The organism is Zwartia hollandica (genome assembly GCF_019923725.1).
Lineage (GTDB): Bacteria > Pseudomonadota > Gammaproteobacteria > Burkholderiales > Burkholderiaceae_B > Zwartia > Zwartia hollandica.
On the sequence record NZ_JAHXRI010000025.1, the window covers coordinates 120,531 to 141,920 of the forward strand.

The window sequence follows — 21,390 nt, forward strand, 5'->3', positions numbered from 1 at the left end:
GGGTTGGTCGTTATACTTGCGCTGTTTAATGATAATCCGAGCTAGCCAAATTCATCCGATGAACCGCTTTTTGTTGAAGTGGGTGGTCTTTGAGCCTGGGCATACCGAGCCGCTGACATGACGCCACTCTCAACTGCAGAGTCCCCGCTCAACTTAACGTTGCCAAGTGGCTGGTCTAGCGCCGCAAGGGCTTTGCTCGAGCCCGATGAGCAAGTATTAGCCTGGCTAGAGCCCGATCTGGACGAGAAGCTTTATTTCACTACAGGCGCCATCGTACTGACGTCACGACGCCTCCTGTCACGAGCACCGAACGGCGTGGACTGGCTCACTTGGAACATATCGGCAGGCCACACTCTGCAACATCGCGATCACGCTGGTGTTGGCACAATCGAACTTTTTAAGGAAGGACATCGACTCGCCGCTTGGCGACATACTTTGGGCATGGCGCCTGCCGTGAGCCGACTCACCGATTCCTTCGGTTTTGTGCAGCAAAAGCTGGTGAACCCCGATGCTGCTGTTGTGGTCGATGCAGCTTCCTGTCCGACGTGTGGCACGCCTTATGCGCCGGATCAAGACGAGTGCGCCGTGTGTGACGATGACCCGGTCGGCCCTACCGATACCTGGGCGCTCCTGCGACTTGCGCGATTTGCCGCACCCTACCGTGGCGCACTGATTGTTGGTTTGATTCTGACGTTGCTGTCCACTGCGGCAACGCTCGTTCCGCCGTACCTAACCATGCCGTTAATGGACGACGTCTTGATTCCGTTTCAAAACGGCAAGCCGATCGATTATGACTTGGTCGCGTTTTATTTGACGGGTGTTGTCGTTGCTGCATTACTGGCCTGGTTACTTGGCTGGGCTCGCACTTATTTATTAGCGTGGGTGAGCGAACGTATCGGCGCCGATCTACGCACTACAACCTTCAGGCACTTACAGACGTTGTCCCTACAGTATTTCGGTGGAAAACGTACCGGCGACTTGATGGCGCGGATTGGTGCAGAGACGGATCGCATCAATTTATTTTTATCCCTCCATTTGCTCGACTTCTTAAATGATGTGCTCATGATCGTCATGACAGCCGTCATTTTGATTTCGATTGATCCGTGGTTGGCTATGACCACGCTGATTCCTTTGCCTTTAATTATCTGGCTGATTCACCTAGTCCGGGATCGCTTGCGCTTCGGCTTTGAGAAGGTAGATAGGTCTTGGAGCGAATTGACCAATGTGCTCGCGGATACGATCCCAGGGATTCGTGTGGTGAAAGCCTTTGCACAAGAGAATCGAGAAGTTGGACGTTTTCGTGAAGCCAATGATCGCTACTTAACTGTGAATGATCGCATCAACAAAGTTTGGGCGCTTTTTGCACCGACGGTGACGCTGCTGACGGAAGTGGGTTTGTTGGTTGTGTGGATCTTTGGTATTTCGCAAGTGGCGTCAAGCGCTATCACAGTTGGTGTGCTTGCCGCCTTCCTCGCGTACATTGCACGCTTTTATACGCGACTTGACTCAATGAGTCGTATCGTTTCCCACACCCAACAGGCCGCAGCGGGCGCAAAGCGCATTTTCGATATTCTCGATCACGTATCCAGCGTCCCGGACGCGCAGCGTCCAGTCCCGCTAGAGCGTATGGAGGGCAAGATCGAAATTCGTAATATTGGATTTCGCTATGGAAGTCGCAGTGTGCTCAAGAACGTCAGTCTCGATATTGGTGCTGGAGAGATGATTGGTTTAGTCGGACATAGCGGTTCGGGTAAGAGTTCGCTAGTGAATTTGATCTGTCGTTTTTATGATGTGACTGAAGGTGGTATTCGAGTTGACGGAGTGGATATTCGTTCTTATTCCTTGAATTCTTACCGCCGCAACATTGGTCTTGTTTTGCAAGAGCCGTTCTTGTTCTTCGGTACGATTGCGGAAAACATTGCGTATGGCAAGCCCGAGGCCTCCCGCGAGGAGATCATCGCTGCCGCACGTGCCGCACGTGCGCATGACTTTATTTTGCGTCTACCGCAAGGCTATGACTCGTTGGTGGGGGAGCGTGGACAGGCGTTGTCTGGTGGTGAGCGCCAGCGTATCTCGATCGCACGTGCGCTGCTAATTGATCCACGGATCCTCATTTTGGATGAGGCAACCTCCTCGGTCGACACCACAACTGAAATGGAAATTCAAGAGGCACTCGACAATCTCATACAAGGCCGAACGACGATTGCGATTGCACACAGGCTAAGCACGCTACGCAAAGCCGACAGGCTCGTCGTGCTAGACCGCGGCGCAATTGTAGAAATTGGAAATCACGAAGACTTGATGGCCAGAGGCGGTGCTTACTACGATCTTTATGAAGCCCAGACCCGCCAAGTCGATGCAGAGCCCCCCCTTGAGAGTCCTGGATCTGGGGGTAAAGTCTGATGGATTTCCAGTTGACGCGTAATCAAGCAGGTCGCTTGGTTCTTACTCTTTCCGATGGAGTAGTGCATGAAGGCGTGTTGCCGGTTCGTGCTTTTCCGGTGCACGCACCCGACGATTACGTTGCACTTGTGGGTGTTCAAGGCAAGGAGCTTGTTTGGATCGACCACTTAGAGGAGCTCACAGAGGATGTCCGCAGTCTGATTTTGGAGGAGATCGCGTCGCGTGAAGTGATGCCAACTATTTTGAGTATTGCCAACGTGTCGACCTATTCGACGCCGAGTACGTGGGATGTTGTGACCGATCGCGGAACCACGAGGTTCGTGCTCAAGGGGGAAGAGGATATTCGGCGCTTAGCCAGTGCAGCTTTGATTATTACGGATAGTCACGGGATGCGTTTTTATTTGGCCGACATGCTGCAACTCGATAAGAATAGTCGCCGAATACTTGATCGATTTTTATGATTGAAGCCTTTTTGATGTCAACGGGGATTGTGGCCCTTGCCGAAATGGGCGACAAAACCCAGCTGCTTTCTTTAGTGTTGGCAGCACGTTATCGCAAGCCTGTACCGATCATTTTGGGTATTTTTGTCGCGACGCTCTTGAATCATGCTGTGGCGGGGGCGCTTGGCTCGTGGCTCATGCACTGGTTTGGACCCTCAGTGATGCGCTGGGTGTTGGGTGTTTCGTTTTTAGGTATGGCAGTTTGGATCTTGATTCCAGACAAGCTCGATGACACGGATGCTGCTCCTAAGGGTGGTATTTTTTTAACGACCGTCGTTGCCTTTTTCTTGGCAGAGATGGGTGATAAGACGCAGTTCGCGACGGTGGCGCTTGCCGCGCAGTATTCGTCTCTCTGGGCTGTTGTGATGGGGACAACAGCCGGAATGATGCTGGCTAACGCACCCGCAGTGCTGCTCGGTGACCGCATCACCCGCGCAGTGCCCATGCGCACTGTGCATATTGTTGCCGCGATTCTATTTGCGATTCTTGGTTTGCTCGCTTTATTTGATGTGGGTTCGCTCACCACAGGGTAGCGAAGCTTTTAAACCTTCACCGTAGCTTGACTAACTGCTTGCCGAAGTTTTCACCTCGCAGCAAACCGACGAAAGCTTGAGGCGCAGTCTCCAAGCCTTCCACGACCGATTCTTTAAATTTTAGCTGGCCACTCACGACGCGGTCGATCAGCTGCGCGCGAATCGCGGGCCACGTATCGAGTTTGTCCGAGACGATGAAGCCTTGCACCCGAATACGATTGATCAGGATAGATCTCAATGTGCGATGCGCGTGGGGCTCTCGATTGAATTCGGATACCATTCCACACAATGCGACGCGCGAGAAAACATTCATGCGTGCAAGCAGAGTCTCAAAAATTTCGCCCCCAACATTTTCAAAAAGACAGTCAATGCCATTGGGAAGTAGCGCGTCAAGCTGAGCGTGAAAGTCTGTTGCGCGGTGATCGACGCAGGCGTCAAAGCCTAATTCGTTGACCACATATTCACATTTTGCTCGCCCTCCCGCTACGCCCACAACGCGGCAGCCCACTTGTTTGGCGAGTTGGCCCACCACACTTCCTACAGCCCCAGAAGCGGCATCGACGACGACCGTCTCGCCCAGTTTGGGCTGACAGATATCGATCAGTCCAGTCCAGGCTGTAATGCCTGGCATACCAAGAACGCCAAGATAGGCAGAGGCGCGAACGCGGGAGGCGTCTATTTTTGTGACAGCTTGAGCCGGCATCGTTGCGTAGAGTCGCCAGCCGCTCGCTGCCAGTACAGTGTCCCCCACCGCAAATGCGCTCGAGCGAGATTCGACGACGGTGCCGACCGCTCCGCCGACCATCACATCCCCTGGATTGACGCCCTTGGCGTAAGACTTTGCGTCTGATATACGACTGCGCATATAGGGATCTAAAGACAGCCAGTCGTTTTGAATCAGCACCTCGCCCTCGAGTGGCGCCGGCATTGGCGCCTCGACAAGTTCGAAGTTGTCAGCGCGCACCCAGCCGGTTGGGCGGCTAGCGAGTCTTACAAGTTTGTTTTGCATGGGCTCGACAAAGTTTAGTTAATTAGGGTAAATGCTCATAAAGGAATCCTTTTTGCAGTTGCTTAGTAAGCCCCAGTTTTCAAGGCTTAATTGCAGTAAGGATCTCGTGACTGCGGTGTTTACCTCAGTTACTATCGGATCAGTTTATTCCTACTTTCCACCTGCGGGAGCACCCAAATGGCGATACAGCTAAAAGTTAATGGTAAAGATCACAGCGTCGATGTCGACCCCACCACGCCTCTGCTTTGGGTGATTCGCGAGCAAGTTGGTTTGACAGGTACGAAGTACGGTTGCGGTATCGCGCAGTGCGGTTCCTGTACCGTCATGTTGGAAGGGCAGGCTATTCGCTCGTGTGTGATTCCTGTGTCTGCAGCCGCAGGCAAAAATGTGCAGACCGTTGAGGGTCTCGCGACAAATGGCAAGCTGACGAAATTGCAACAAGCCTGGATCGATCATCAAGTGCCACAGTGCGGCTTTTGTCAGTCAGGTATGTTGATGGCTGCGACTGATTTGTTGGCGAAGAAGTCAAAACCAACTGACGCGGATATTGATGCCGCGATGACAAATATTTGCCGCTGCGGAAGCTTCCAAGAAGTCCGCGCTGCGATCCACTCTGTTGCTAAAGCCTAAGGGGTCTTCACATGAATGCACGCGTCCCGAATCCTTCCCGCAGACAGTTTATTGTTGGCTCGACTGCAGTCAGCACAGGTCTTGCAATTGGTTTGCAGTTTCCCTTCATCAGCTCCGCACAATCGGTCGCCGCGACACCTGAGATCGGTGTGTGGGTGGTTGTGAAGCCTGACGACACCGTTGTCGTGCGTGTTGTGCGCTCAGAAATGGGGCAGGGCACGATCACTGGTCTAGCGCAGATGGTCGCCGAAGAGCTTGAGTGCGACTGGAAAAAAGTCACGACTGAATATCCAACTCCCGGTCAAAGCTTGGCTCGCAAGCGTCCTTGGGGTGACTTCTCCACTGGCGGTAGCCGTGGTATCCGCACCTCTGAACAATACGTGCGCAAGGGTGGGGCTGCTGCTCGCATGATGTTGGTGCAGGCCGCTGCTGATGAGTGGAAAGTGCCGGCCGCCGAATGCGTCGCAGCCGAAAGCGTGATCACACACACACCGAGCGGGCGTAAAACAACCTTCGGTAAAGTGGCGTTGGCTGCATCGAAGTTGCCTGTGCCTACCGAGATTACTTTGAAGGACCCCAAGTCCTGGAAGATCATTGGCAAGTCGGTACAGCGTATTGACACTTTCGAAGATAAAGTGACCGGCAAACAGGTATACGGCATTGATTTAACACTGCCCGGCATGTTGGTTGCAACGATCAAAGAATCCCCAGTGTTTGGTGGCAAGGTTAAGAGTTTTGATGCCGCCAAAATCTCCGGGATGAAGGGCGTGAAAAAAGTTGTACAGGTGGGTGATACCGCTGTTGCCGTTGTTGCAGACACCTTTTGGATTGCTAAGACTGCACTGGATGCCCTCCCAATCGTTTGGGACGAAGGTGCAAATGGTAAGGTGAGCAGTGCCTCGATCGCAGAATCGCTCAAGGAAGGGTTGACGGCTGAGCAGGCCTTTGTCGGCAATACGCGCGGGGATACCAAGGCAGCGATTGCGGGTGCTGCGAAAAAAGTCGAGTCAACGTACTTCTATCCATTCTTGAACCATGCCCCGATGGAGCCGATGAACGCAACGGCAAAGTGGACACCAGAGCGTTGTGAAGCGTGGGTGCCTACGCAAGACGGCGAAGCATCCTTAGCCGCAGTGATTGCTGCATCCGGTTTGCCTGGCGATAAGTGTGAGGTCTACAAGATTAATTTGGGTGGTGGCTTTGGTCGCCGCGGTGCCTTCCAGGACTACACCACGCAGGCGGTCAATATCGCTAAGCAGATGCCTGGTACACCGATCAAACTGATCTGGACGCGTGAAGAAGATATGACACAGGGTCGTTACCACCCCGTCATGATGTGTAAGCTCACAGGCTCCTTTGATGCCAACAAGAATTTGACGGGCGTGCATATGCGACTGTCGGGCCAATCGATTTTGGCAGCTGTGCGTCCCGCAGTAGTGGCTCAGCAAAAAGGTCGCGACCCTCTGGTGTTCCAGGGTGTGTTTGATGGCGGTGAGCATGGCTTCGGTTACGAGTTCCCTAACCAGTTGATGGATCACGCCATGCGCAATACGCATGTGCCTCCAGGCTTCTGGCGTGGTGTGAACGTCAACCAGAACGCAATCTTTATTGAGTGCTTCATGGATGAGATGGCTGAGGCCGCTGGAGTCGATGCCGTTGAGTTCCGCCGCAAGTACATGGGTAAGTTCCCGCGTAACTTAGCCGTGCTGAACGCAGTTGCGGACGGGATCGGCTGGACCAAGCCTGCTGCAAAAGGCGTGTTCCGCGGAGTCGCGCAAATGACTGCCTTTGGTAGCTATGTTGCTGCGGCTGCAGAACTGTCTGTGACCGATGGCAATAAAGTGAAGATCCATCGCATCGTTGCCGCAACAGATTGTGGTTATGCAGTGAATCCTGCGCAGATCGAGCGCCAAGTCTCGGGTTCGTTTGTGTATGGCTTGTCTGCCTTGTTCGAAGAAGAGTGCACTATCAAAGATGGTCGTGTCGAGCAGAAGAACTTCGATACGTTTGGTTCGATCCGTTTGGCGCAAATGCCAAAAGTTGAGACCATCATCATTGAAGGTGGTGGGAAAGACTGGGGCGGCATCGGTGAGCCAACGATTTGCGTGGCAGCCCCTGCAGTGCTGAACGCGATTTATCGCGCGACTGGGAAGCGCTTGCGTGATGTGCCACTCAAGAAGAGTGGCTTTACGTTGGTATGACCTTAAGGCTTGTTGGTGGGGCGTTGCTTGCGACGATCGTGTCGTTCGTAGCACCCACTACAAGCTTTGCGCAGATTCGCTCTGGGCACGAGATTCCCGAGCCTTTGGCGAGTCAGCCAGGGGATGCTGTTCGGGGTAGGGCAATTGTTTTAAGTCGACAAAGCGGGCTTTGCATTCTTTGCCACAGCGGTCCTTTTCCCGAGGAGCGTTTCCAGGGCAACATGGCACCTGACCTTGGTGTGAGTGCGCAGCGGCTGACGGCGAGTCAGTTGCGAGCTCGTATTGTTGATGCAAGCGTCTTTAATCCCGAGACGATTATGCCGGCTTATTATCGGTCTAGTGGGTTGAGCCGAGTTGCTCCGGGGTATGCCGGTAAAACATTATTGACTGGCCAAGAGATTGAAGATGTCGTAGCGTTTTTAGTGAGCTTGAAACCGTGACAACAAATCGAAGAACCTTTGTGATGGCGATGGGTGCTGTTGGGTTGGCGTCCTTTTTTGCTTCGCATGCGACGGAGGATGAGGCGCTGGCCGCCATGAAGGCGATCATGGGCTCTGCTACGCCGCGCGCGGGCAAGGTTACGCTTGAGTTACCTGCGCTGGTTGAGAATGGCAATCTCGTGACGATCAAAGTCTCGGTCGAAAGTCCGATGACGCAGGCGGATCATGTCAAGGCAGTGCACTTAATTGCGGAAGGCAATCCCTTGCCAAATATCGTGAGCTTCTTCCTTGGGCCGCGTGCAGGTCGAGCAGAAATTGGCACCCGCATTCGTTTAGCGAACTCTCAGCGGGTCTGGGCTATCGCCCAGATGAGCGATGGGTCGTTTTGGCGTGGGTATGCTGAAACCTTGGTGACCCTAGCTGCCTGTACGGAGGTCGTATGAGTAAGACTTCACGTACGCTAGTCACGATGCCAAAGGTCGCGACAAAGGGTGAAGTGATCGCCATTAGAGTGATTGTTCAGCACGACATGGAATCTGGCTTTCGGCACACACAGCAAGGTGAACGCATCCCCCGCGATATCATTCGTGAGTTTGTTTGCACATATAACGGGCAGGAAGTTTTTCGTGCGGATCTTCACCCAGGTGTTGGTGCGAATCCTGTGATTAACTTTTTTACTGTTGCAACCGAGACTGGGTCGCTTGAGTTTAAGTGGATAGGTGATAACGGCTATGCGTCGAGCGTCACCAGCCAGTTAACCGTTTCGTGATCTGTTGGTGTTGATGCGCCGTCTCGCACGTTGTTGCTGGTTGTGGCTAGCGTGTTTGTTTTCTGCCTGCGCCTGGGCAGATCCGGTGGGGTCTGCGCGTCAGTCGAGTTATGCGCTGATGTCGCCGGAAAATCGCAGCATGCAAGATGATCCGTCACAGAATCCAGCAACGTTTTGGGTGTTGGATGGCGAGTCGCTCTGGCAAACACCTTCAGGTAAGCGCCAGATTGCGTGTGCGACATGTCATGGTGCAGAGTCCACCTCAATGAAAGGCGTAGCTGCCAGCTTCCCTAAATTTGTGGGCTCAAATCTGCTGAGCTTGTCGGATCAGGTCAATGTGTGCCGTCAGACGCGCCAAGAGGGTGAGCCTTATGCGCCCGAGAGCAAACCTTTACTTGCGCTAACGTCCTATATTGGACAGCAATCGAAAGGCCTGCCAATTACCATTCAGATAACGCCTGTGAATGCTCTTGCGCTTGAAGCGGGCAAAACATTGTTTTATGAGAAGCTAGGGCAACTCAATCTCTCTTGCGCGCAATGCCACGCCGAGCGGTCGGGGCAAAAGCTTGGGGGAAACCCTATCCCGCAGGGTCATCCCACCGCCTATCCGCTATACCGTTTGGAGTGGCAATCCGTCGGTTCTTTGCAGCGGCGCCTGCGCAACTGCATGACGGGAGTTAGAGCCGAGCCGTTCGCGCTTGGTTCAAAAGAGCTCGTTGAGCTTGAACTGTTTTTGATGTGGCGCGCGCGCGGGATGCTAATGGAAACCCCGGGGGTTCGACCCTAGGTTTGCGCCGATATTTCTCTTGACACACCTATCCGGCAGGATTGACAATCAATCATCAGTATACGAACCGTTCGTATACAAACGATTGGGCGGGAAGTCGCGTGGCAAAGAGCTTGGGAGCTGGCGAAGGTAAAGGAAGGGCGGCCTTAGTCGTCGTACCAACTGTCGACTCCAAAAGGCAAGCGAGCGGGGCTCCACACACGATTTGGGATCGTCCTGGATATCTGATTCGTCGGCTGCACCAAATTCACGTTGCGATGTTTATCGAGCAAGTTGCAGATGGTCAAGTGACGCCCATTCAGTTTGGGCTATTAAGTGTTTTGATGATGCGGCCCGGCGTTGATCAAGCGACGATTGGGGAGGAGATGGGGCTCGACCCCGCCAACGTAGCCGAGATACTCAAAAGGCTCGAAGACCGTGGCCTCGTTTCAAGGGTCGTTGATCCACTAAACCGCCGCCGTAAGCTCTGTCTGACAACACCTGCAGGAAAAAAATTCGTACAGCGCTATCAGCGGGATATGCAGTTATCGCAGCAACAGTTGTTAGAGCCGCTTGTGCCGGCGGAGCGACGTATGTTTCTTGACCTGTTGGTAAGGCTAGTAGAAGCAAATAATGAGAGCGGCCGCACTTCGTTGCGTCCCGGCGGGAATGCGTTAGACGCACGCCGCAAGCGTAAACAAAATTCTGTGTGATTTGAAATTATTCGATTTGGAGAAATAGTATGGCTGATCTGTCGTTAGATTTTTGTGGAATTAAGTTTAAGAACCCAGTCGTCATTGCCTCGATTGAGACCACGAATAGTCCAGAGGTTATTCGTGAATGTGTCGATGCTGGTGCGGGCGGCATGATCATCAAGACCCTGACCGACATCGAGGATATGGCGCGACTGACGCAGAACTCAAAATATGCGATCTTGAACGAAAAGAATGAACCCATCAAAGGCAAGGTAAATAAGAATTTCGTTTTTTATAGTCGTTCAGGCTATTCCAGTACGCCCCTACGTGAATGGATTCCACATCTCAAGGATCTAAATAAATACGCACAAGATCAGGGCTCGCATCTCATCGGTAGCGCTGGTGGCAAGACGATGCAGAGTTGGATTGACATCTGTCGCACGATCGAGGACTGTGGTCTTCCAATGGTGGAGTTGAATTTTGGGTGTCCTCACCCAGCCATGATGCCTGGCGTGCATGGCGGTTCGATGATCGGACAGGAACCAGAAATCGCTCGTGAAGTGACGGCGCGTGTGTGTGAGGCGGTGAAGATTCCCGTTGTGATCAAGCTCACACCGGACCAGTCTCGAGTGTTGGATGTTGCGCGCGCAGTAAAAGAGGCCGGTGCCTCAGCAGTGACGGCAACCAATCGCTACACAGGCTTTTCGGTTGATATTGAAACAGGCTTGCCTCGCCTTGGAGGCCCAGCAGGGATCGGTGGGGTTTGGGCTAAGGCGCTCTCGTTACGTTGGGTCAATCGCATCTATACCGAACTTGGGATGCCCATTACAGGATCAAACGGTATTTACGACCACCGCGATATCGTCGAGTTCATCATGACCGGTGCACCCTTGGTGCAGGTTGGTTCTGTACTGATGCTCAAAGGTATCAAGTACTTGCCTAGTATGATCAACGGACTCGATACCTTCATGGATACTCACGGCTATCCTGATATTGCATCCATGACAGGTATCGCTTCACGCCAGGCGGTAAAAGATTATGGTGAGCAGTTTCGCAAGCCACGCATGCACAGCGAGATCGCAAGCGAGGCCTGTAAGAATCCGAGCTGTACGATTTGCATCCAAACTTGTTTTTATGATGCCTTAGCGCAAGGCGATGGGAGTGTTGAATCCATCCATGCAAATTGCATCGGGTGTGAGATGTGTACACAAACCTGTCCCTTTGATGCGACGACGATGCACACGACGACCGAGGAGCAGCGTGCGCTCAAAGAGTTCTTTCAAATCAAGCCAGATGTATTTGAAAACAAAAAATTCGAGAAAGGATTTGAACGTGGCATCAAGCTATCGAAGGTCAAGGGGTAATTGATGTCAGCTGGGAAATCTCCATTGCAGTACCGCTTCGCTTTTGATATCGGGGGAACGTTCACCGACCTGGTATTGCTTGGTTCTGATGGTAGTGCCCTGACCGCTAAAGTGCTGACGGGCGTCGGTGATGTCGTACTTCCGATACGCACAGGTCTTTTGGCGATGCTTAAAGAGCACGGTCTGACTCTGTCGCAGGTGACAGATGTGGTGGTGGGCGCTACGACGGCTGTGACAAACCTTGTGATCGAACGAAAAGGTGCTGTCACGGGTTTGATTACGACCGCCGGTTTTCGTGACGTATTGGAAATCGCCCGTGAGCTTCGGTATGACCTCTACGACCTCACTGCACCAGGCCCTGACGCAATCGTGCCCCGACACTTGCGTATGGAGGTCCAGGAGCGTGTCGACGCCTCAGGCGCCGTTGTGCACCCGTTAGATGACGCGGACGTTGAGCGCGTCGTGGGTCAGCTTAAAGAGGCAGGGGTGCGTGCGATCGCTGTGTGTCTGCTGCATAGTTATAGCAACCCCTCGCATGAGCAGCGTATCAAGGAGGTCATTCAGCGTGTTGCCCCTGACTTGTGTGTATCGCTTTCGAGTGAAGTGCTAGGCGAGATGCGTGAGTACGAGCGCTCGGTTGCGACCGTATTGAATGCGTGTGTGATGCCGATGGTGGGACATTATCTCAGCGCAATTGAAGATGGTCTGCGTCAAACTGGGCTGAACGCGACCCTGCATATCATGCAATCCAACGGCGGCGTTATTTCTCGACAGTTGGGTGAGCGTATGCCTATCCGTATGTTGGAGTCTGGGCCAGCCGCGGGTGCGCTCGGTGCTGCCTATGCAGCGCGGCTAGCTAAGACTGCCGATGTGATGGCGTTTGATATGGGAGGGACAACTGCTAAGGCGTGTCTTATTTCGAATGGCCGTCCGTCTATCACGACAGAGTTTGAGGCTGCCCGGCAAGAGCGCTTTAAAAAGGGTAGCGGTTTACCCGTCCGCTTACCGACGGTCGATTTAATTGAAATCGGCGCGGGCGGCGGCAGTATTGCGCATGTAGACACGACCGGATTGCTAAAGGTTGGTCCGCATAGTGCAGGATCGAGTCCTGGTCCCGCATGTTACGGGCTAGGAGGTGAGCGCCCGACGGTGACCGATGCAGCCTTGGTATTGGGCTATCTGGATCCACAAGGAACATTAAGCGGTGCTGTCCGCTTACGCTTAGAGCTTGCTGAGCAGGCGATTAAAACGCATGTGGCAGATCCATTGGGGATTTCTGTGATCGAGGCTGCGAATGGTATCCATCGCATCGTTTGTGAGCATATGGCGGTCGCCGCAAAAATTCACGCGGTTGAAAACGGTCGCGACATCAGGCGTTATACCCTGTTAGCGTTTGGTGGCGCGGGTCCCATCCATGCGCGCGAAGTTGCGCGCCGCAGTGGTTGCCAAGCGGTTTTAGTGCCTGCAAACGCCGGAGTATTTTCTGCGTTTGGATTATTGGTTGCCCCCATGAAAATGGATCTTGTTCGTACTAAGTTTGTACGGCTGGCAGATATGGATTGGGCGGCTACCGAGGCGCTGCTTCAGGGCATGGAGGAAACACTACGCCAGGAGCTCGCTACCGCAGGGGTGGCGAGTAAGGACATACAGTTTCGGCGAAGCGCGGATATGCGTTATGTGGGGCAGGGTTTCGAAGTTGAAACAGAGCTGCCAGCAGCACTTACTGCGGCAAGGCAATCCGACATTGAAGCGGCCTTTGCTAAAGCGTATGCACAGCGCTTTGGCGGTCAGTTGACTGCTCAGCGCGTTGAGGCCGTGAATTGGCGCGTCGAGGGTTCCGCTCCAGCGCCAAAGACGGTTGTGGGCGACGGTACACAAGGTGGGGTGAGTGACGTTTCGACAAAACCTCGGATGCGCTCGGCCTTTTTCCCCGATCAAGGCGTTTATATCGATACGCCAGTTATGGACGTAACTGCCTTGCGGTTGGGTGAGGATTACGCTGGACCTGCCTTGATAGAGCAGCCTGGATCAACGGTGGTGATTGGTCCCGGCGACCGTTTTAGGTTGGATGAGCACGCGAACCTACGTATCACATTGGGCGCGAAACAAGGGCATTCCGCATGACACAGACAAATCAGACTGCTATGAGTCCCATCGATTTAGAAATTTATTGGAATCGTCTTATTGCGATTACGGATGAGGCCGGTGCAACGCTTAAGCGAACCTCCTTTTCTACAGTGGTAAGAGAGTCGAATGATTTTGCGTGTGTCTTGCTCGACACTGAAGCGCGTCTCGTTGCGCAATCCTCACTGAGCATCCCGGGCTTTATCGGAACGGCACCTTTATCACTCAAAGGTATCTTGAAGGTCATGCCTCAGGAGCAGTTAAAGCCTGGGGATATTCTGTTCACCAACGATCCTTGGATTGGTACGGGACATCTTCCTGATGCGACCATGGTAGCGCCCATCTTCTTTAAAGGTCGTTTGGTTGCGTATGCGATGGCTGTCGCACACCTCTCTGATATCGGTGGGCGACAGTGGTCTGCCGATGCGGGCGAGGTCTATGAGGAGGGTATTCGGTTTCCCGTCGTCAAGCTTGCCGAGGAGGGTACGTTCAATCCCTGGGTCATGCAAATGCTTGAGGCGAATGTTCGACTGCCCCAGCAAGTGCGTGGCGACATAGAAGCGCAAGTAGGTGCCTTACGCGTTGCCGAGCGCCGCTTAATTGAGCTGCTTGAAGAGTACGGAATTCCAGATATCCGAGAAATTGCAGGCGCAATCTTTAAAGCCTCAGAAGATGCGGCACTGCGCGAACTCCGCAAAATCCCCCCTGGCGTGTACCGAGGCTCGGTTGAATCTGATGGCTGGGACGAAACGGTCCGCATCGAGGCAACCTTGACTGTCACGCCTGACGGTGTCACCGTCGATTACAGCGGTAGTACTGGGCAGGTGAGATTTGGCATTAATGAGACCTTCAATCATACCTACGCCTATACGATCTATCCCTTTAAGTGCTTGCTCTCACCGGGCATACCGAATAATGATGGCTTCACCCGATTGTTCAAGGTAATCGCGCCAGAGGGGACGATTGTTAATGCGAAGCCCCCTGCTGCAGTAGGCGCGCGGCATCTGATCGGACACCAACTGCAGGCCGCGGTATTTGATGCCTTGTCCTCGGTCATGCCAGGTAAAGTGCAGGCAGATAGTGGCACACCGCTTTGGTCTGTTTTGATGCGCGGTGTTGACACTGTGCGTGGCACCTCCTTCTCGAGCATCTTGTTTTTTAACGGCGGAATGGGCGCGATGCGCGACCGTGATGGAGCGCCGGCAGCAGGTTTTCCGGCCAATATTTCTAATACGCCCGTCGAGGTTGCTGAGATGCTTTCGCCGGTTCTCTTTCGCAGCAAAAGTTTGATCGATGGGTCAGGTGGCGAAGGAGCCCATCGCGGTGGAATGGGGCAAAAAGTTTCCTTCCAGTCGCGTTGGCCGGGTCGGCTCCGAGTCTCGTTATTAACGGAACGCACGCGAATTCCTGCGAAGGGCATCGAGGGCGGTTCGGCTGGTCGTACTGGGCATGTGCTTCTAAATGGGCAGCCGGTGCAGAATCCTAAGGGCGTCGTGGACATGGTTGAGGGGGATACCCTTGAGCTTGCCTTGCCCGGAGGCGGAGGTTATGGAATTAAGCCCTAGCCTCCAAAGAGTTAGAGTTGTAGAAATTAGAGTTGTTGATCTTTGTTAGACCTATCAGTATGCTCACTTAACCTACCTTTTACCGTCAGGAGATTCGTATGCAACGTCGTCGCTTTCTCACTAAAACCGCTACCGTCGCCGGTGCTGGTCTTGCCACACTAGGTGCACCTGCCTTTGCGCAGGGCACGCCACAGGTCAGGTGGCGTATGGCTACAAGTTGGCCTAAAAATCTCGATACCATTTATGGCTCGGCAGAAGAGCTCGCTAAGCGTGTCGGTCAGATTACTGATGGGAAGTTTGACATCCGTGTGTTTGCCGGAGGTGAGATTCTTCCTGCGGCACAAACGATGGATGCGGTCAGCAATCAAACAGTTGAGTGTAATCACACCTTGAGCACGTACTTTTTAGGCAAGAACAATGCACTAGCGTTTGACACAGGCTTGAGTTATGGCTTGAACGCGCGTCAGCACAATGCCTGGATGATGTATGGCGGCGGTCTTGAGCTCGTGCGGGAAGTTTACAAAAAATTCAACATTATCAACTTTACTAGCGGTAACGTTGGTGTGCAGATGGGTGGTTGGTACCGCAAAGAGATTAAGTCGGTTGAAGACCTCAAAGGGTTGAAGATCCGAATCGGTGGTATTGGTGGCATGGTGTTGTCCAAGCTTGGTTCGGTGCCGCAACAGATTCCAGCTAGCGATATTTATTCGTCGCTAGAAAAGGGAACGATCGACGCGGCCGAGTGGATTGGTCCGCATGACGATTTGAAGTTGGGTCTGAACAAGGTTGCGCCGTTTTATTATGCGCCTGGTTGGTTTGAAGGTAGCGCGTCCATTACAACAATGGTCAATGACAAGGCCTTTGCAGCTTTGCCACCCGCTTACCAAGCTGCATTTGAAGTCGCCTGTAACGAGCAGACTCTCAAGATGTTGGCTAACTATGACGCCAAGAACCCAGACGCGCTGCGCAAGCTCATTGGTGGTGGTGCGAAGGTCAGCATCTTCCCTCGTGATGTGATGGATGCAACCTACAAGGCATCGCAAGAGCTGTGGACGGAGCTTTCGGCAAAGAATCCTGACTTTGCGAAGATTTTCCCGCAGTGGCAAGCATTCCAGCAAAGCGAAGCTAGCTGGTTCCGTTTGTCCGAAGCCTCTTTGGATAACTACACCTACGCTGCGGTTGGACGTCGTTAATTCATTTTTTTGATGTGAGAAAACCGCATGGGTCACCCAGGTGATGTGAAGCAGATCAAGCCCCAGGGTATCGGGGCGAGAGTGCAACGCAAAGAAGATGCCCGACATCTTCACGGCAAAGGCAACTTCGTCGCTGACATGACAATGCCTGGGCTGAGTGAAGTCGCGTTCACAAGAAGCCCTCTGGCCCATGCGCGTATTACAAATATTAGAATTCCGCCCACCTTAGCAGGACAGATATTTGAGCGTCGTGATCTAGTCGGCGCTCTCGATATAGCTGCCGATTCGTCACTGCCAACATACCAATCTTCCGTGCAATCACCGCTTGCAAGCGGTAAGGTGCGTTTCGTTGGAGAGGCGGTTCTTATGTCTTGCGCACCAACGCGTGCTGAGGCCGAGGATCTGCTAGAGCAAGCAGAGGTCGACTATCAGGAACTTCCGGTTTACGCGGATATCCACACGGCTGCGCAAGCCCAATCGGATTTGATGCATGAGGGTTGGAAAGATAATATTTTTGTCACACTATCCGCAGACAAGCGCTTTGACGAGTTAAGTGCGAAGGCTGATGTGGTCGTACACCGCAAAATGAGCTTGGCTAGACAGTGCCAAGTACCGCTCGAGGGTAAGGCGGTGCTCGCTTACTGGGATCATCCGGCAAACCAATTGGTTGTAGTGAGCGCAACGCAGGTCCCACACCTCATTCGTACGGCACTCGCGCAATACCTTCAATTAGATCAGGGGCAGTTGCGCGTCATTTCCCCAGACGTTGGCGGCGCCTTTGGTTATAAGTGTATCTTGCAACCAGAAGAGCTATGCGTTGCCTGGCTGGCGAAGACTTATCGAAAGCCCTTTCGCTATGTTGAAGACCGACGAGAGCATTTGATCGCTGGTGCAAATACACGCGAACACTATTACGAAATGACAGCTTACGCCGATAAGCGAGGGCGACTGTTAGCGTTAGATGCGAAGATTACGATCGATGGTGGTGCTTACTCGGTTTGGCCTTTTACGATCGGCATTGAGCCTGGTCAGGCAGTAGGTAACTTGCCTGGCCCTTATGCCTTTGAGGGATATCGCTGTGTGACCCGTTGCGTCGCGACGAACAAGCCAGGTTTTGTTCCTTACCGTGGTGTAGCACGCACGGGTGTTTGTTTTGCCATGGAACTCACTTTGAATGCGATCGCACAAGAGGTTGGCCGTGAGCCCTGGGAGATTCGAGTAGAGAATCTCGTGCAGCCGGAGCAGATGCCTTATCTGAATGTGGCTAATAAATACTTTGATAGCGGCGATTACCCAGCAAGTGTGCGGCGTGCGTTAGAGATGATCGACTTGAAAGCGATCCGATCGCGTCAAGAGGTTGGGGAGTCGGATGGAAGGCTCGTCGGATTCGGAATTGCAACCTACACCGAACAGTCCGCCCACGGGACATCCGTCTTCGCTGCATGGGGTATGCCAATTGTCCCCGGTTTTGATCAAGCGATGGTACGTCTGACCCCAGATGGTGGACTCGACATACGCGTGGGGGTGCATTCGCACGGTCAGGGTATGGAGACGACCTTTGCACAAATCGCCAATGAAGTTCTGGGTATCGATGTATCGCGTACTCGGGTGATCCATGGCGATACTGGGCAGACACCCTATTCGAGTGGTACTTACGCTTCGCGCTCGCTCGTCATGTCAGGCGGAGCGGTTTCTCAGGCCTGTAAAAAACTCATCCCGCAGATTTTAAAGATCGGTGCCCACCTGCTTGAGGCAGATGTTGCCTCCGTACATTTTGAAGACGGTTGTGTCAAAACGGCAAGTGCGCATGTGACCATCGACCAAGTCGCAAACGCTTGGTATCTGAATCCTCAAAGACTACCAACGGATGTCGATCCAGCTGGATTAGAAGCAACGGTAGGCTATAAGCCCAAAGTTGATACTGGAGCCTTCTCTTATGCCACCCACGCAGCAGTCGTAGCGATCGACCCAAGGATGGGCAGTGTCGAAATTTTAGATTATGTCGTTGTGGAAGACTGTGGCGTAGTCGTGAATCCGATGGTAGTAGAGGGCCAAACGATCGGCGGCGTTGCACAAGGAATCGGAACAGCCTTGTATGAAGAAATGCCTTATGACACGTTTGGTCAGCCTCTAGCTTCCACCCTTGCAGACTACACGATGCCCGGTGCGACTGAGGTTCCTAATATCCGTATCGACCATATTGAAACGCCTTCTCCGCACACAGAATTTGGCGCAAAGGGGATGGGGGAGGGAGGTGCTATCGCACCGCCTGCCGCAATTTTTGGAGCGGTTAACGACGCTTTACGTAAACTCGGTGGTCGCATCGAGGTGAATCAGACACCCTTAACGCCACGGCGCCTGCTTGAGGCGATTAATCACGCCAAGCAGCAAACCGCAAGGGGTGACGTATGAAGGCTGCACAATTTGAATACGTTTCGGCCAACAGTGTTGAACAAGCCCTTAGCGTGCTGCAGGCAGGGGGTGAACGAGCAAAGCCTATCGCAGGCAGTCAGTCCCTAGGCCCCATGCTCAATTTGCGTCTGACACGTCCTCAAACTGTTGTCGATCTGTCTAAGCTCGCAGAGATGCAGACAGTCACTCAGCATCGGAACACGTTGCGCGTAGGTGCTTCGATCACACATGCACAAATTGAAGATGGCGTTTACGAGTTAATACGAAATCATCCGGTGCAAATGGTCGCATCGCGTATCGCGTATCGCTCGGTGCGCAATCGTGGCACCTTGGGCGGCAGCCTCGCGCATGCAGACCCTGCTGCTGACTGGGTGTTAGCGTGTGCTGCACTGGATGCGCGGATTGAGGTTCAATCCGCTTCGGGCACTAAGCTGGTGTCTATATCGGACTTTATGATTGCCGCATACACCACAGTACTGGCTGCAGACGATATTATTACCGCAGTACATTTTCCAGAGGTTTCGTCTCGGGCGCGCTGGGGCTATCAAAAGTTTTGCAGAAAGACGGGTGAGTTCGCACATGCAAGTTGTGCCACCTATATCGATCCTGCCTCAAAAGTTGCTCGCATTGTTGTGGGTGCACTAGATGGTGCTCCTTGTGTGTTGAGTACGCTGTCGGTAAGTGTTGCCGCCCATGGCCTTGAAGGGTTTGATGAGGCAGCGGTGCAAGCATCCTTGCAGCAGATGCTCCCTCAGCAGGACGACATCACTCGGCAAATGTTTGTGCAAGTGGTATTGCGGTGCGTGCACCAGGCGTTCGGAGTACAGCGATGAGCATGAAGACGATTCAAATACAAGTCAATGGGCAGAGCTCGTCGCAGCAAGTCGCACCCAGGACGCATTTGGGTGATTTTTTGCGTGACCAGTTGCAGTTGACTGGGACGCACCTTGGGTGCGAGCACGGTGTATGTGGCGCATGCACGGTGTTGGTTGATGGCGCTCCGGTGCGTTCTTGTATTACCTATGCAGTTGCCTGCGATGGCCAGTCGGTAACGACCATCGAGGGTTATGGTCAAGATCCGGTAATGAAACGGTTGCGTGATGCGTTTACGGTTCATCATGCGCTTCAGTGCGGATACTGCACTCCAGGGATGTTGGCGAGCGCACGAGATATTGTTTTGCGTTTGCCTGAGGCAGACGAAGAGCGCGTGCGGATAGAGCTTGCCGGCAATATTTGTCGGTGTACCGGCTATATGGGGATCGTGGCTGCCATCATGAGTGTCTTGCGCGATTTGTCGCAGAATCCTGATGCTGAAGTGAATCTGTTGCGCGGTGGCAAGCATGGGCCTCAGACGTCTGAGCGCAGTGCCACAATACAGTCCGAACGTTTCGAGGGGTTTAGTGCACAAAACAGTGGCCGCGTAGCGGAGTCGCAACAGGTCGTCACAGATGCTGCTCTTGTCACGGCGGTTAGCAAGGTGACCGGCACAAAAGTCGATGGTTTTTTTGAGGTTCCTTGCTCTGCCGATGACGTCTGGACGCTCATGACGGATTTGCGTCGTGTGGCATCTTGTTTGCCTGGTGCACAAGTTGATGAGATGTCTGGCGCTGAGGTGACGGGATCTGTCGCGGTGAAATTTGGCCCGATGTCTGCGTCATTTAAAGGTCGAGCGATGCTTGAGCTTGATTCGCAAAACAGAAGCGCGGTTTTGCGTGGCAGTGGGCAAGACGCATTAAGCCAATCGCGTGCGACCGGAGACGTGCTCTATCGCGTTCAAAGCTTGGATCAATCGCATACGAAAGTCTTTGTTGAGCTGACATATGTCCTACAAGGGCCGTTGGCTCAATTTTCTCGCTCGGGCCTTGTGCAAGAGTTTGTTCGTCGAATGATTGCAGACTTTGGTCGCAATGTGGCGGGGATCATTCAAGATCCTGATAGGCAACGCGCACCCTCAGCGGCTGCTATTAATCCTCTCGCCGTATTCGCTTCAATTCTTTGGTCGCGGATCAAGCGTTTATTTGGCGGCAAGTAGACTGCAGGCCGCTTAGCCTCCAGAAAGGCTTTTGACATCATCTGCCAGTGAGGTGCCAGACAGGTGCGTCGTACAGTTAACCAGTAGCGCGCGATGTGGTTTGGCTGGGTCGATGGTGCTGACCGCTGTATTGCTGATGCGCTCCGGTAGGCTGTGTCCGTTGAGATCAACACAGCGCTGGAGTAGAGAATGAATCACCAGCCCATGACTGACAACGATAAGCGGACCATTAAGCGTGGCATGCAATGTGAGCGCATGCGCTAAGGCCTGCTCAACACGGGCATGGAATGTGGCCAACGACTCACCGTTAGGTGGCGCATCCTCCATGTTGATGGGATCAAAGTCAAAGGCATTATGCGGCTTACCCCGAAAGTCTCCAAAATTTCTTTCCCATAACAAGGTGGTAGTTTGAGGAGTGAGGCCAGTCGCTCTTGAGATGGCTTGCGCAGTTTGCCAAGCGCGAGGCATGTCACTGCTTAGTATTGCTGCAGGCTTAAGTGCCTTGATACGCTGTGCAGCCAATTCCGCTTGTTCTAGTCCGCGAGGTCCTAGGGGTGTGTCGGCTGGCTGAATGACGCGGGCGGCATTCAGTAAGGTTTCACCATGACGAATAAAGTGGATGCTCATGCGGTTAGCGCCCTTAGAGAACATGTTGGGACAGATTGTGTAGACAGCCTGAGTTGAAGTGCTTGATACTTGATTGTATCGGCATACGCACTAAAATCTCATTTTTTGCTGAGCCCCTTGGAGGAAG

General features: G+C 53.2%; 19 protein-coding genes. 17 read left to right on the plus strand and 2 right to left on the minus strand.

All coding sequences use genetic code 11. The features are described from left to right. Positions 1-117 precede the first annotated feature (117 nt). Genes KZZ10_RS14985 through KZZ10_RS14995 form a run of 3 tightly spaced genes read left to right on the plus strand, consistent with a single transcriptional unit; the run spans position 118 to position 3,436 of the window. Positions 118-2,403: a cyanophycin metabolism-associated ABC transporter gene (locus KZZ10_RS14985; protein ID WP_259662346.1), complete on the plus strand. Its 2,286-nt coding sequence runs from the start codon at positions 118-120 to the stop codon at positions 2,401-2,403. Continuing rightward, positions 2,403-2,864: a cyanophycin metabolism-associated DUF1854 family protein gene (locus KZZ10_RS14990; RefSeq protein ID WP_259662347.1), complete on the plus strand. Its 462-nt coding sequence runs from the start codon at positions 2,403-2,405 to the stop codon at positions 2,862-2,864. The genes KZZ10_RS14985 and KZZ10_RS14990 overlap by 1 nt, the downstream gene beginning before the upstream one ends. Continuing rightward, on the plus strand, positions 2,864-3,436 hold the full coding sequence (locus tag KZZ10_RS14995; RefSeq protein WP_259662437.1) for a TMEM165/GDT1 family protein: 573 nt from the start codon (positions 2,864-2,866) through the stop codon (positions 3,434-3,436). Before KZZ10_RS14990 ends, KZZ10_RS14995 begins: the two co-directional genes overlap by 1 nt. A gap of 16 nt (positions 3,437-3,452) precedes the next feature. Here the strand turns inward: KZZ10_RS14995 and KZZ10_RS15000 are convergent, their stop codons facing one another. Beyond that, positions 3,453-4,445 carry an NADP-dependent oxidoreductase gene (locus KZZ10_RS15000; protein ID WP_259662348.1) on the minus strand — a complete coding sequence of 331 codons (993 nt, stop codon included), beginning with the start codon at positions 4,443-4,445 and terminating at the stop codon, positions 3,453-3,455. Between the two features lie 183 nt (positions 4,446-4,628). Between KZZ10_RS15000 and KZZ10_RS15005 the strand changes: the two genes are divergently transcribed. The 14 genes from KZZ10_RS15005 to KZZ10_RS15070 all read left to right on the plus strand — a co-directional run bounded on the left by KZZ10_RS15005 (position 4,629) and on the right by KZZ10_RS15070 (position 20,636). Next, the gene (locus KZZ10_RS15005) at positions 4,629-5,075 is read left to right on the plus strand and encodes a (2Fe-2S)-binding protein (RefSeq protein WP_311133566.1); all 447 of its coding nucleotides are present in this window, start codon (positions 4,629-4,631) and stop codon (positions 5,073-5,075) included. A gap of 11 nt (positions 5,076-5,086) precedes the next feature. Beyond that, positions 5,087-7,276: a xanthine dehydrogenase family protein molybdopterin-binding subunit gene (locus KZZ10_RS15010; RefSeq protein WP_259662350.1), complete on the plus strand. Its 2,190-nt coding sequence runs from the start codon at positions 5,087-5,089 to the stop codon at positions 7,274-7,276. Continuing rightward, positions 7,273-7,716, plus strand: coding sequence for a sulfur oxidation c-type cytochrome SoxX (soxX, locus tag KZZ10_RS15015; protein ID WP_259662351.1), 444 nt, complete (start codon positions 7,273-7,275; stop codon positions 7,714-7,716). Before KZZ10_RS15010 ends, soxX begins: the two co-directional genes overlap by 4 nt. Continuing rightward, entirely contained in the window at positions 7,713-8,159 is a 447-nt protein-coding gene (locus KZZ10_RS15020) for a SoxY-related AACIE arm protein (RefSeq protein WP_259662352.1), read from the plus strand. Before soxX ends, KZZ10_RS15020 begins: the two co-directional genes overlap by 4 nt. Continuing rightward, positions 8,156-8,485 carry a thiosulfate oxidation carrier complex protein SoxZ gene (gene soxZ / locus KZZ10_RS15025; RefSeq protein WP_259662353.1) on the plus strand — a complete coding sequence of 110 codons (330 nt, stop codon included), beginning with the start codon at positions 8,156-8,158 and terminating at the stop codon, positions 8,483-8,485. Before KZZ10_RS15020 ends, soxZ begins: the two co-directional genes overlap by 4 nt. Positions 8,486-8,498: 13 nt before the next feature. Continuing rightward, positions 8,499-9,272, plus strand: a complete 774-nt coding sequence (soxA, locus tag KZZ10_RS15030) for a sulfur oxidation c-type cytochrome SoxA (RefSeq protein WP_259662354.1) — start codon at positions 8,499-8,501, stop codon at positions 9,270-9,272. Positions 9,273-9,373: 101 nt separating this feature from the next. After that, entirely contained in the window at positions 9,374-9,964 is a 591-nt protein-coding gene (locus KZZ10_RS15035; protein WP_259662355.1) for a MarR family winged helix-turn-helix transcriptional regulator, read from the plus strand. A 29-nt stretch (positions 9,965-9,993) separates the two neighbouring features. Next, entirely contained in the window at positions 9,994-11,310 is a 1,317-nt protein-coding gene (locus tag KZZ10_RS15040) for a tRNA-dihydrouridine synthase (RefSeq protein ID WP_259662356.1), read from the plus strand. Positions 11,311-11,313: 3 nt separating this feature from the next. Further along, positions 11,314-13,434: a hydantoinase/oxoprolinase family protein gene (locus tag KZZ10_RS15045; protein WP_259662357.1), complete on the plus strand. Its 2,121-nt coding sequence runs from the start codon at positions 11,314-11,316 to the stop codon at positions 13,432-13,434. Then, positions 13,431-14,999, plus strand: a complete 1,569-nt coding sequence (locus KZZ10_RS15050) for a hydantoinase B/oxoprolinase family protein (protein WP_259662358.1) — start codon at positions 13,431-13,433, stop codon at positions 14,997-14,999. The genes KZZ10_RS15045 and KZZ10_RS15050 overlap by 4 nt, the downstream gene beginning before the upstream one ends. Positions 15,000-15,097: 98 nt before the next feature. Next, on the plus strand, positions 15,098-16,192 hold the full coding sequence (locus KZZ10_RS15055) for a TRAP transporter substrate-binding protein (protein WP_259662359.1): 1,095 nt from the start codon (positions 15,098-15,100) through the stop codon (positions 16,190-16,192). A gap of 27 nt (positions 16,193-16,219) precedes the next feature. Continuing rightward, positions 16,220-18,604, plus strand: coding sequence for a xanthine dehydrogenase family protein molybdopterin-binding subunit (locus tag KZZ10_RS15060; protein ID WP_259662360.1), 2,385 nt, complete (start codon positions 16,220-16,222; stop codon positions 18,602-18,604). Then, positions 18,601-19,437 carry an FAD binding domain-containing protein gene (locus KZZ10_RS15065; protein WP_259662361.1) on the plus strand — a complete coding sequence of 279 codons (837 nt, stop codon included), beginning with the start codon at positions 18,601-18,603 and terminating at the stop codon, positions 19,435-19,437. The genes KZZ10_RS15060 and KZZ10_RS15065 overlap by 4 nt, the downstream gene beginning before the upstream one ends. Continuing rightward, positions 19,434-20,636 (plus strand): xanthine dehydrogenase family Fe-S subunit, encoded by a 1,203-nt coding sequence (locus KZZ10_RS15070; protein ID WP_259662362.1) that lies wholly within the window; start codon positions 19,434-19,436, stop codon positions 20,634-20,636. Before KZZ10_RS15065 ends, KZZ10_RS15070 begins: the two co-directional genes overlap by 4 nt. A 12-nt stretch (positions 20,637-20,648) precedes the next feature. Here KZZ10_RS15070 and KZZ10_RS15075 read toward each other — a convergent pair whose 3' ends face one another. Further along, on the minus strand, positions 20,649-21,263 hold the full coding sequence (locus tag KZZ10_RS15075; RefSeq protein WP_259662363.1) for a histidine phosphatase family protein: 615 nt from the start codon (positions 21,261-21,263) through the stop codon (positions 20,649-20,651). Positions 21,264-21,390 lie beyond the last annotated feature (127 nt).